Genomic DNA, 11,662 nt, shown 5'->3' with positions numbered 1-11,662 from the left:
GCCCTTAACGCCTTTCAAAAAGAAAATTCACAAAGCAAAAGCCCACCAAAGCACTCACGCTATAAACCAAAGCAAAAAGCCCCGTGATTTTTAAGCACTCTAGCACATCATCAAGCCCAAAAGTGGCAACCACCTCAAACACCTTTAAAACTCCACAGCTATCTTTTCAAGTGCAGCCACGCTTTTAGCCTTTTCGACCCTATCTTTTAGCTCTCTTGCCTTCATCGTGTGTAAATTTACAGCATTAGCCATAATCCCACCTAAATTGATTAAATCCTCCAAAGTGAAACTTACAGCCTCATTATCCTTAGCTATCCATTTAAAGCCCTGCGGCACTTGTTTGGTTATGCTAAAAAGTGCAGTCGTGGAAGTTAGCAAATTTCTATCCTTTTCCCCACTTTGAAAAGTCTTACCTTTATACTCCACACCTCCATTTATAGCCTCGTCCCTTTTTTGTGTAATTTCTCTTTTTTTAAGCTCTTTTTTGACTTCTAAAAGCTCACTAGGCTCTGCATTTTCAAGCCACTGGTTAAAATAAGGATGCGTCAAAGCCCATTCCCAATTTGCCTTTATACTCTCTACACTCAAATCCGCCCACAGCGTGCTTAATTCTACATTTTGCATTTTTGTCATATTTATCCTTTCTATTTAATTTACTTTTTAACGCAAAAATTGCGATTTTTGCTAAAAGTAACTTCTCAAGCGATAGCGTTCGCACCTCGTGGGACGAAAACGCACAGCGTTTGAAGTAAAAAACCTAAAGGCGTCCCCACCCTTTTGCTTACGCAAAAGCCCCGAGTTACGCCCACAACTTTCTAAGCTTATTTTAAATCTTGCGTAATGAGGTAATTTAAGCCTTTAGAAAAGAAAGCTTTTAAGCTTTGGGGTTTCTAAAGTGCTTAACTCTTTGCAAATGCTTTAAATTTCCTTTTAAGCACCTTTTTGAATTCTCACCTAAACTTTCCTAAGAAATTTAAAACCTTTCATAACGAGGCAATTTAGCCCTTTAGAAAAGAAAGGCGAAAGCCTTTCAAGTTTCTAAAGTGGATAACTCTTGCCGAGTGTGAAAGCGTTTTAAATTTCACCTTAAAGAGTTTCTAAACTCAACCAAGCCAAAATTCCCCTAAGTCCTATTACCATAAAAGCACCAGCTACCATGAGCTGACCACACATTAACCGCTTGATTGGCATCATTTCCAGCCCCGCGTGAGTAGCCATTTCCAGCCACGGTGACTAAGGATCCTCTAATTATGGCTAGTTTTTGATTATTCCCCGTGGTGCCGTTTGTGAAATTACAGCCGCCGTGATTGATGAGCCTTGAGCCATCAGCGAGTAAGTGTTGATGAGCGGAGCGTCCGCTTATGGTGATGTTTCCTATATAAGCACTTGAGGAGGTGACTATAAACACGCCGTTATGGCCGCTATTTCCGCTTATGGTGATGTTTTCTATATAAGCACTTGAGGAGGTGCCTATAACCACGCCGTTATAATTATTATTCCCCCCGCTTAGGATTAAGTGCTCCACATAAGCCCTAGAGTTTTCACACACACAAAAGCCTTCATTAGTAGCGGCACTTTTGATAATCTCTATCTTATGAGCCAAAAGCTGTGAGCCATCATCTGTGAAGATGGTATATCCCCCAGCCGTGCCACGCGCCCTAGTTGTTAGCAAACTATCATCAAGCTTTAAATGCTCTATAAACACCTTACTTCCAAAGCGTGAGTAAATATAATTATTAAACCAACACGCATTTTCCGTAAGCTCCTTAGCCTTCGCCTTTAAATTTAGCTTTTTAATGCTTATTTTAGAATTATCTAAATAAAGCTTGACTAGTAAGCCATTATCCGCATGCATATTTTCCCTACTAAAATCGCACATTATCGGCACATCAAAATTCTTTTGCGTTAAGATGATATGAGATAAGTCTATATGATAAAGCCCTATCGGCTCGACCCACTCCCAGCCCTCTTGGATCTCCACAACGACCCTATTTTTTTCACGCGTTACATTTGCAGGTATGCTAGGGGAGTATTTTAAAGCTAGGTTTAAAGCCTCTTTTAAAGAGGCGATTTCCCCATTATCGGCGTTATTTCCTACTTTGATTAAGATTTGATTTTCGTCCGTGATGAAAAGGCTTTCCAAAGCCCTGATTTTCTCACCAAGCTCGGCCTTACTTGCATCAAGTGCCTCTAGTGCCTGTGTTTTTTTAGCTTCAAGCTCATTTTTGCACGCTTCATTTGCCTCATTGATCTTAACCAAAGCCCCGTCATACTTGCTTCTTAAATCCTGCAAAGCCTCACTACTTTGCCTTAAATCCGCCTCGATTTGCGTTAAATTTTCACTCATTTTTTTACCTCCTTTTTTTTATTAAAAACTACCCTAATTTGCCTAAAATCCGTCAGGGTTAAGGCACTTTCCAAAGAAATTTAAAACCTTGCGTAATGAGGTAATTTAAGCCTTTAGAAAAGAAAGGCGAAAGCCTTTCAAGTTTCTAAAGTGCTTAACTCTTGCCGAATTAGCAAGCGTTTTAAATTTCACGCTTAAAGATTTTGAATTCTCGCCTAAACTTTCCTAAGAAAATCAAAATCTTTCAAAATGAAACGCTTTAGCCCTTTTGAAAAGAAAGGCGATAAGCCTTTCAAGCTTCAAAAGTGGATAACCGCGCCTAAGTTGAAAGCGTTTTGATTTTCCCTTTAAGCACCTAAAAAACCTTTAGTTTTCACTCAACAACTGCTTCGCCTAAATTCACCACGCCTTTTTCCATTAAAAGCCTTTCAATGTCAAAGATGTGAGACCAAACCGCACCCAAATTATTCCTAACGCTTTCTTTTAGCTCCTCTTTCGCCTCCTCTTTTGTCTCGTTGATTTCAGCCTTAATGCTCTCTTTTTGGCTTTCAAAATCAGCCCTTGTCATATCCACAAAGGACTTAAAGCCCTCAAATTGTGCGATAGCCTCGTTTAAAGTGTGCGTAAATTCCGCTTTTTTCTCCCCATAAAGCGTTTCAAACTTAGCGATGAGCGTAGCCGCTCTTTCTAGCCTTGTGTCTATGCTATCTAATTCTAGCCTCAAAGCCTCGACCCTAGCTACAAAGAGCTTAATCTGCTCTTTATCGTGTGCGATGTTGTTTTCTGCTTCGATTATCTCGTCTCTAAAACGCTCAACACTTTGCATAATTTCACGCGCATTATTGACCAGTTCTTCGAGCTTTGCACTTTTAAGCTCCATAAGCTTTAAATGAGCTTTTATAGTCTCTTTTACATCTTCATTAAGCTCGGCAGTGCTTTCTTTTATGGCTAGAGTGTCGTTATAAACGCCTCTTGTATCCTCTAGGATTTTATTTGCCTCACTTAAAACAAATTCATAGCCTTTTTTAAGGCTCTCGTGTGTTTTAAAGAGACCATAAACAGCCAAAAGGGTTAGTTTCACTTGCTCTAGCCAAGCGGTATTTTTATCTAGGGCATTTTCAAGCTTTTTTAATAATTCCGCTTCACTTAGTTCAGGCTTTTGCGTGTCAGCCTCGCCGTCAATAGCCTCGCCTTGATTTAAATCCGCTTGCGTGTTCCCGTCAGTCGTGCCGCTTCCGTCAGTCGTGCCGCCCTCTACCGCACCGCCTTGATTTAAATCTCCGCCCTCAGTATCCAAGCCGCCGCCGTCAGTCGTTTCAGCCTTTAAAACTTCTTTTAACTCGCTCACTTTTTACCTCCTTTAAAAAATTCTCCATATTTATACACCTTTTCAAACTCGTCTTTGTCAAATTCATTGCTTTTTAAATACTCGTAAGCCTTTCTATTATTGATGAAATTATTCCGTCCCTCCTCGCCTAAAGCCTCAAAGATTGTCCCCTCATCATAACCCTTACTTTTTAAAACCTTTAGGGCATTATTTTGCCTTTGAAAAAAGTTTTCATAAATGCTTAAAGCCTTTTGCCTTGTCGCCTCGGCGTTCAGTCCTCCGAAATTCAAAGCCTCCGTCATTCTCGCTCTTTCTTTTTGCGTGCCTCCGCTTCTTAGCTTGATGGCGTTTAGGTAGTTTCCATAAAGATTACTTTCATCAAAAATGCGTTGTTGATTTCCCTCATCAGCACTAAAAATGAAATGATTAGTCATATTACTCCATTTTCTTGCTAGATGGTTTTGAATTCCGCTTGTTTCGTTTGAGTTCGCTACTATGCTATTTAAGTTTTCAAAAGCGTTATTAAGCTCTTTTAACTGCTCGTAATCCTTATCGCCATTTAGCCTTTTTACCCTAGCACCAAATTCGCCTTTAAGGCTTAGGCTATTTTCGCCGTTTTCGCCTCCTACAATGACGCTTTTATCTTTCATCGCCTCGTTTAAAGCCGTGCTATTTAAGCCCATTTTCTTTAAAGCATAGATGTCATATAAGCTTAATTCTTTCTTTTTTATCTTTTCATCTAAAATTTTGCTTCCCGTGCTTACATTAGAAGGCAGATTAAGCACACGCGGAGGGGACGGCTCGTTTTGCTCTTGCAGAGCTTCTTTATTTGCCTCATCTAAGGCTTTGATATTTTCATCTAGCTTTTCATTTTCTGTGTTTTGAGCGTTTTCCTCTTTTAAAAAGCTTTCTAAACTTGGTTTTTTAGGCTCTTGTTCCTCAAAAGCCTCTTCGCCTTTATGTCTTAAAACTAAATCACTCATTAAATTACCTTAAATACTTTCTTATTGGCTAAATCCTCGCCGTTCTCAAAGCCTATTAAATTGCTCATTATCTCGCTTATATGTCTTAATTCATTATTTAAATTCATAGCACTTAAAGTAAGGCTTTGTAAAAAGGCTTGTTCCTTGATGAAATGAGAGTTGAAAAAGCCCTCCGCTAAGTCAGCATTTATCTTTAAAAGTGCCTCACTCGTGCTTTCTAAGTGGTTTTGCTCTAAAAATTCCTTAGTCGCTCTTTTACTTTCAGCACTTACCTTGCCTCTAAAATACTCATCATTTAAAAAGCTATCTTTTAAAAAATGCAGTGAAAAGGGCTTAAACACCTCTACGCTATTTTTTGCGATATAGCTTTTAAGTTCCTCATCAGCCTTGATTTCCACCGCTCTTTTTACGCTTAGATCAAGCTCATTTAAGGCCGTGTTTAAAGCCTCTTTTTTAGCCTCTTTTTCGCTTTCAAATTCTTTGATTTGCTCTTTTAAAGCCTCTTTATTTTCAGCGATAAAGCTTTCTAAGTTTTCAGCCTCTAAGAAGTCCCTTGCTATTTGATTAAAGCTTTCTTTATTTTGCTTTAAAAACTCCCTAGCTATTTTTTCGCTTTCATTTTCTAAATTGAGATTTTTCAAAACAAGACTTAAAAGCTCGGTTTTATTTTCGCCAAATAAAGCCGTAGTTTTTTCGCTTATTTGATTATCCATACTTGCCTTAAGCTCGGTAAAAGCATTAAGGCTCGTTTCTGTTATTTTGTCATTTTGTGCTTTTTCAAGCTCTTTAAAACTCCCGCTTAAAAGCTCTTTAGCCTTAGCTTCGTTAAATTCCTCACGCACCTGGCTTATTAGCGTGTTTATCTGCTCTATTTTAGCGTTTATATCATTTAATGCACTATGTTCGTAGTTCATTTTCGACCCTTACCCTGATTACACTTTTAAGAATACAAAAAGCTTTAAGAAATTTAAAACCTTTCATAACGAGGCAATTTAGCCCTTAGTGGATAACTCTTGCCGAATTAGCAAAGACTTTAAATTTCCTTTTAAGCACCTTTTTTTCAATTCTCGCCTAAACTTTCCTTTAAAAAAGCTTCAAAAAAGCCTTTTGAAAAGATTACTTTCTAAGAATTTAAAAGCTTTCAAGTTTCTAAAGTGGATAACTCTTTGCAAAGACTTTAAATTTTGTCCTAAATTCACTTTCCAAGAGAATTGCAAAAATTAGCGTAATGAAACGCTTTAATCCAAATGAAAAAACGCTTTTAAGCGTTTAAGCTTCATTTGTGATTAACCGCGTTGAATAAGCAATTTTTGAATTCTCGCCTAAACTTTCCCTTCTTTTAAAAAACTCTCACAAAACAAAACCATCTTATTCCTTACTGGAGAAAATCCCAATGGTCGCAAAGTCGCTATTATCATACACGCTTAAAACCCCGTTCGCACTTTCAAAACGACCTTTACTAACGGCTAAAAGCCTATCCGCTCCGCATATGATTTTACGCCCTGCATCCTCGCTCTCGCTTACATAAAAATTCACTTGCTCATTCCCCACTAAAACAAGCGCAGAGGCTCCTATTAAAAAGCCTATTGACACCGGCTGGGCGTCAGCGTAAGAAGACGGAGGGGTTATTTTTTTATGATTTGGTGCGTAGATATTAGCCTTAAAGTCCGCATCGCTAATTTCACTATTTAAAAAGCCGCTTTGCATCTTAGTCCATACACCCATATCAATAACTGGGCATTCATCGATTAAGCCTACTAAGCCTGTGAAAAGATTATTTTTATCTCCTCTTACGCCTACTTTTTGCATAGCCACCCACTCTGGGTCGTTTTTAAGCTGGTTGATTTGATAGCTATCAAGTAAGATGATGTAAGAGTAATTTTGTATGCTAATGCCTCCTTGAGTATGTTGCGTGCTTCTTATAGGCTTGATAGGAAAGGCGTCTTTGTTTTTGTAGTTTTTGCCTGCTCTTGCCATAAAAATAGCACGGCGTAAGGCTTTGACATTTAGCACATCTCCTGCTACGATTTTCTTACTAGCATTTGGCACGCTTGTTTCTTTACTCGTATCTTTAAAGCCATCATTTGCATCACACACTACGCAGTTTGTGATGTCATTACTCAAAGCCGTAACAAAATAACGATCCCTTTTATCGACTATCCAGTCCGTCAAACTATCGGTCGCTTCTTTGATGAAGTCGATTTGCTGGATTTTGCTATATTGCTTAATCGGGCTTTTTAAGGCATTTCCTATCACTTCAGGGAATACCGTCTGACTTAAGATTTCCAAATTATCGAAATTTGTATCAAAGTCCGCATTTCCCTTAACTCCGCTTCCTGTTAATTGTGCTTTTAGTCTAGGTCTGTAAGGCTGGTCATCTTGGACTTTATAGGTTCTTATCCCCCTATCATTTCCAGCCCCTACAAAAGGCTGCCAAATGCTTTTTTTCCAAGAGGCTTTTTCTATAACCTTACCTATATTTACGCCAACGCTAGGATCATTTTTCCAGTCGCTAATATTAATTTTATTTAAATCACTCAATGGCATTTTCACTCCTTTTAATATTCAGTCATTATTTCACTAGGTAAGAAGTAAAGCACTCTTAAAGCCACCTTACCGCTTGCCACCTCATTGGCCAATTTAAGCTTCACAAAACTCACTTCCTTAGTTTCGCAGACCTTAGCACTTACGCTGATGCTTTTTTGATTTAAGTCTAAATCATTGATAAAAAAGTCCTGCGTATCGTTTAAACCTACATCAAGCGTTCCCGCAACTTGCTCTAAAACTTCCAAGCTTACCTGTAAAACCTCCGCACCTCTAGGTAAAACTAGGGCTTCATACTCCGTCCCAACGCTATCTAAATCAACAACGATTTTAGAAAGGTAAGAGACATGCTTTACTCTTTGTTGATACATCTTTACTCCTTTTTATAGTCTATTCATAGGCATATCCTCACTGCCTACACTGCTTACACTTGCATCTGCTTCGTTAGCTTCAAGCTCACGCGGCAAATGCTCCTCCTCATCGCCCTTTTTATTTCTCATTTGATAAATCTCATAAAGGGTCGTAAAAAAGTCTTTCGGCTCTAATTTGTCTAATTCTTTTTTGTATTTTGCACCTAATTCCTCCTCATAAAATTCCATTAACGCAGCCATATCAGCGTCTGGGTGTGCTTCTAAGAATTCTTTTTGTGCCGCCTCAATGCCTTGCATTTGCTTTTTACCCTCGATATCACTTTTTAAAGTGTCCGCCCTTTGCATTTTAGCCCTTAAGCCCTCGTTTAAAAAGTCATTTTGCATTTGCAAAATTTTCATTATAAAGGCCTCTTTATCCTCGAAAAATAGCTCTTCGCTTTCCTCGTCTAAATTCTGTGCAGCGTATTTAGCGAAATCTTGCTCCAAACTAGCCTCCGCTTGGCTTATCTCATTTTCTAAAGCACTTAATTCCTCTTCCTGTGTGCTTGTGCTAAAGTCCTCACTCATCTTAACTCCTTTCTTTCTAATGTTCTTTTCATCGGCAAAATTTCGATTTTGCCTAAAAGTAACTTCTCAAGCGATAGCGTTCGCACCTCGTGGGACGAAAACGCACCGCGTTTGAAGTAAAAAACCTAAAGGCGTCCCCACCCTTTTGCTAACGCAAAAGCTCCGAGTTACTCCCAGAACTTGCAAAGCCCAATCCGTCGCTTTTTCCAGAGCAAAAGCCGTGTTTAGCTTTTAATTTACTTTCCTAGCTTATTTTAAACCTTATGCAATGAAGCAATTTTTTCCAAATGAAAAAAGGCGTAAGCCTTTAAGTTTCATTTGTGAAAAACTCTTGCTGAATAAATAAGGGTTTAAAATAAGCCTTTAAAAAGTCTTTTAAATTTCCGCAAAAGCAAATTCGCCTTTAATTTTGCAAAATCTTAGAAAAAAGTTAAAAAGAAAAAAAGGGTTAAGAAATGAGGCTTTTTAAGCTAGTTTTAGTTATCATTGCATTGTTAAGTTGAAACTCTGGAGGCTTATGCTAAAGGAGGTTAAAAGATGACTGAAATTATCGCTTTTATGGTAGTCTTAGTTGTCCTTATCTTAGTTATAAAAAACTAAGATAAGAGCTAAAAGTAATTTCAAAAAAATTATACTTCACTCTGCTTAGTTTAAACTTAACTTGACTTTTTAAGCCTCTTTAGTAGAGTGGGGAGGCTAGATATTCCACCTGCTTTCATAATAGCTTTTTTTTCTTAATTTTTGCATAGGACTTTCCTCACAAAGCTCATTTTCGTCAATGTGAGGGCTTTTCACTTCGCTCAAACTCATCGCACTGGCTATGCAATCTATGCAGTCATCTTTTCTAAAAGGCTTAGCAGGATTAAAGCCTAGCAATTCTTTTTTTATCTGGCCTAAACCCTGTGCCGTGTTTAAAAAGAGCAAAGCACCGCTATTATAATAAGGCTTCATCGCCTTGATTTTCTCCACCTTGCTTATTTTTCTATTTGCGTTGTAAGGAATTATTTCATTTGTGATGATTTCTAAATTTTGCCTTTTAAGCTTTTCATTGACCTTTACGATTTCTTTATTTAAAAGCCGTGTTAAAAGAATTCCCCCGCCCTCGTTTTCGATGTAGCATTTTGCTTTTTTGTATTTGATTAAGGCTTCTATTATCACGCTTAGAGTTTTTTCCTCGTCCCAAACGCCGTAAAAGCAGTCTTTTATAATGTAACGCTCCATTTGCTCGTTTTTATCCACGCCTATGACTACAACGGCCCTATTATCTGCGTTTTGCTCTACGCTTAAAGCATTATCGATGAACATATATTCATTATTTGCGTTCATTTCATAGCTTGGTATTTCTTTAAAATACACGCCTTCAAAAAAGCCCGCCTCACTTGCTTGAGGCTCTTGCTGATACTGCGTGGTAAAGGCGTCTATTCCCATTTGAAGTTCAAGCTCTTTTAACTGCTTTAAATCGTGCTTTTTAGCAAAAAGCGGTTCATTAGCCTTTCTTTCGTAGCTAAAACTGCCTATTTTATAAACCTTAGCTTCTTTATTTAAGGCTTCAAGTTTAAGGATTTTCCACTCATTTATGATGTTTTCCTCGAAATTGCGTTTATCTAGCAAAAAGCCGCACAAATCCTCATAGCCTAGCCTTTGCATTAAAATGGTAATGTTGGAATTTGTATTTTGAAGTCTTGTTAAAACACTTTCCTTAAAGTTTTCATTAACTAGCTTACGCTCGGCTTTAGAACTCATTGCACTCACTTTTATAGGATCATCGATTAAAATCTGATCAGCATGAAAACCTGTAATCGCACTTTTTAAAGTCGTTACAAAAAGCCCACCCCCCTCGCTTAAAACAAATTCTTTAGAATTATCTTGTAAGAAACTTGGCTTTTCCTCAAAGATACTTAAAAAAAAGCTTGATTTTATCAAGTCCCTTACTTGATTACATATTTTTTTACATAGCTCATCACTATAAGAGATATAAATAAATTTGCGTTTTCTATCATTACCTAAAGCCCACGCGATAAAGCTTCTAGCTATGGTTTCTGTTTTACCATAACTTGGCGGCATATTTAGCATTAAACGCCTTAAAATTTCCGCATTATTTTCCTTAGCATAATAGGGCAGGGTAAGGCTTAAAACCTCGCATAAATAATTAAAATGCCAGTTTTCCAAAAACGCCGCCTTGTTGTATCTTTCCCATTTAAGCCGCAAAAAGGTATAAAAATCCTTTTTCGCCAAAGCCCTTAAAATAAGCTCTTTTTTATACTCGCTCGCTTCTTTCACTTTCTTGCCTTTTTGTCAATTTTAAAGCGATGTAAGCCAACAATACCACTTCCAAAACTTCTAAAATTTCAAGCATTTTTAATCCTTTTTTTATATAATGTTTTAAATGCAAATATTAAGGGCATTTAAGCCCTTTTTAAGCTTTTACGAAAAAAGCAAGGATTTAGACGCCCTTTTGAAACTCCTTTCTAAATACCACTAAAAAGGCTTTTTTGCTTGTAAAATATAAAATCATAGTTTTCATAATTGACTAGCTTTCCATTAGCCAAACTCGCCTTTTTAAAATGCAAGTTTTGCAAGTTTTGCAAGTTTTGTGGCTCTTTGCAAAAGTCTATAAAGCTTAAAATTTCGCTTTTAGCACTTGAAAAGAAAATAAAAGGCATTTCTACATTTACAATAAGCTCTAAAAACTCCCTCATGCCAAAAAAGCCACTATAATGAGCCTTATCAGTCTGTATGTAAGGTGGGTCTAAAATGAAAAAGAAATTCCCCCGCTCTTTGGCTTCTTTTATCAAGTCTCTATAATCTTTTTGCACCCTTACAACGCCCTTTAAATAGTCCTTTTTATCTAAAACCTTATTATAATTTAAGCGGTTATAAAACTCTTTGGCTCTGAAAAAATCCTCGCAGTCTTTAGCATAAGACCCGCTAAATCTTAGCCAAGATGAAAGTTGTATGTAGTCAAACTCGCCTTCTTCTTTTAAAAGCTTTTCTATCTTTTGCCTTTCTATGCTTTCTATTCTATCTTTTCTTTTATGCTCTTTCTTTTTGATAATTTCTACGATTTTAAGCCTTAAAGCCTCCGTTTTTTTAGCATATCTAAACGGCTTTGAAAGTCATCAAAATCATTCCACACCACTTCATTATTTGGAAAATTTCTTTTTGTCTCGTGGCTCAAAAGTCCGCTTCCTCCAAATACATCGTAAAAAATCGTATTTTCATTAACATAGCATTTCATATCCTCTAAAGCCTCTTTAAAAAGCTTTAGCATATTTTTCTTATTACCATTAAAGGCTAGCGGGGAAGTTTTGTATTCTTTAAGCATTTTTTACCTTTTTAAAAGTTTTCAAAAAGGCTTATAACATCATTAAAGCATTAAAAAAAGGGTTAAGAAATGAAGAAAATTAAAGATAATTTTGCTAAAATTAAATGGGTGGAGTGCTAAAGGCTGCCACCCTTAGCACTAATAATCGCCCAGAAAGGCGGTGAATTTAATGCTGAAAATTCTAGTGATAATTATACT

Annotated in this window: 12 protein-coding genes; all 12 read right to left on the bottom strand. The window is 37.2% G+C overall.

The window, feature by feature from the left end; all coding sequences use genetic code 11:
• Window positions 1-4: 4 nt before the first annotated feature.
• On the bottom strand, window positions 5-133 hold the full coding sequence (locus tag CVULP_RS04290) for a hypothetical protein (RefSeq protein ID WP_257874403.1): 129 nt from the start codon (window positions 131-133) through the stop codon (window positions 5-7).
• Between the two features lie 11 nt (window positions 134-144).
• Window positions 145-633, bottom strand: coding sequence for a DUF4376 domain-containing protein (locus tag CVULP_RS04285; RefSeq protein ID WP_099507656.1), 489 nt, complete (start codon window positions 631-633; stop codon window positions 145-147).
• A 490-nt stretch (window positions 634-1,123) separates the two neighbouring features.
• Complete coding sequence (locus CVULP_RS04280) at window positions 1,124-2,347, bottom strand: hypothetical protein (protein ID WP_213276799.1); 1,224 nt, start codon at window positions 2,345-2,347, stop codon at window positions 1,124-1,126.
• A gap of 373 nt (window positions 2,348-2,720) precedes the next feature.
• Entirely contained in the window at window positions 2,721-3,695 is a 975-nt protein-coding gene (locus tag CVULP_RS04275; protein WP_099507655.1) for a hypothetical protein, read from the bottom strand.
• Complete coding sequence (locus CVULP_RS04270) at window positions 3,692-4,657, bottom strand: hypothetical protein (protein ID WP_099507654.1); 966 nt, start codon at window positions 4,655-4,657, stop codon at window positions 3,692-3,694. Before CVULP_RS04270 ends, CVULP_RS04275 begins: the two co-directional genes overlap by 4 nt.
• Entirely contained in the window at window positions 4,657-5,571 is a 915-nt protein-coding gene (locus CVULP_RS04265) for a hypothetical protein (RefSeq protein WP_099507653.1), read from the bottom strand. Before CVULP_RS04265 ends, CVULP_RS04270 begins: the two co-directional genes overlap by 1 nt.
• 454 nt (window positions 5,572-6,025) lie before the next feature.
• Window positions 6,026-7,204: a phage capsid family protein gene (locus CVULP_RS04260; protein ID WP_099507651.1), complete on the bottom strand. Its 1,179-nt coding sequence runs from the start codon at window positions 7,202-7,204 to the stop codon at window positions 6,026-6,028.
• Between the two features lie 11 nt (window positions 7,205-7,215).
• Window positions 7,216-7,572: a hypothetical protein gene (locus CVULP_RS04255; RefSeq protein WP_099507650.1), complete on the bottom strand. Its 357-nt coding sequence runs from the start codon at window positions 7,570-7,572 to the stop codon at window positions 7,216-7,218.
• 12 nt (window positions 7,573-7,584) lie between these two features.
• Entirely contained in the window at window positions 7,585-8,139 is a 555-nt protein-coding gene (locus tag CVULP_RS04250; RefSeq protein ID WP_099507649.1) for a Coiled-coil domain-containing protein, read from the bottom strand.
• 696 nt (window positions 8,140-8,835) lie between these two features.
• On the bottom strand, window positions 8,836-10,419 hold the full coding sequence (locus tag CVULP_RS04245) for a terminase large subunit domain-containing protein (protein WP_099507648.1): 1,584 nt from the start codon (window positions 10,417-10,419) through the stop codon (window positions 8,836-8,838).
• 188 nt (window positions 10,420-10,607) lie between these two features.
• A complete protein-coding gene (locus CVULP_RS04240; protein ID WP_099507647.1) occupies window positions 10,608-10,955 on the bottom strand; it encodes a hypothetical protein in 348 nt (115 codons plus the stop codon).
• Window positions 10,956-11,212: 257 nt separating this feature from the next.
• Window positions 11,213-11,464, bottom strand: a complete 252-nt coding sequence (locus CVULP_RS04235) for a DNA adenine methylase (protein ID WP_099507646.1) — start codon at window positions 11,462-11,464, stop codon at window positions 11,213-11,215.
• Window positions 11,465-11,662: the final 198 nt, after the last annotated feature.

The sequence above is a fragment of the Campylobacter vulpis genome (assembly GCF_014217995.1).
In the GTDB taxonomy this organism is placed as follows: Bacteria; Campylobacterota; Campylobacteria; order Campylobacterales; family Campylobacteraceae; genus Campylobacter_D; species Campylobacter_D vulpis.
This window is presented reverse-complemented; position numbering and strand designations above follow the sequence as displayed.

Bases quoted from the DNA above. Each gene is read 5' to 3' on its own strand.
- CVULP_RS04285 (WP_099507656.1), bottom strand. From the start codon at position 633: ATGACAAAAATGCAAAATGTAGAATTAAGCACGCTGTGGGCGGATTTG.
- CVULP_RS04280 (WP_213276799.1), bottom strand. From the start codon at position 2,347: ATGAGTGAAAATTTAACGCAAATCGAGGCGGATTTAAGGCAAAGTAGT.
- CVULP_RS04270 (WP_099507654.1), bottom strand. From the start codon at position 4,657: ATGAGTGATTTAGTTTTAAGACATAAAGGCGAAGAGGCTTTTGAGGAA.
- CVULP_RS04265 (WP_099507653.1), bottom strand. From the start codon at position 5,571: ATGAACTACGAACATAGTGCATTAAATGATATAAACGCTAAAATAGAG.
- CVULP_RS04260 (WP_099507651.1), bottom strand. From the start codon at position 7,204: ATGCCATTGAGTGATTTAAATAAAATTAATATTAGCGACTGGAAAAAT.
- CVULP_RS04255 (WP_099507650.1), bottom strand. From the start codon at position 7,572: ATGTATCAACAAAGAGTAAAGCATGTCTCTTACCTTTCTAAAATCGTT.
- CVULP_RS04250 (WP_099507649.1), bottom strand. From the start codon at position 8,139: ATGAGTGAGGACTTTAGCACAAGCACACAGGAAGAGGAATTAAGTGCT.
- CVULP_RS04235 (WP_099507646.1), bottom strand. From the start codon at position 11,464: ATGCTTAAAGAATACAAAACTTCCCCGCTAGCCTTTAATGGTAATAAG.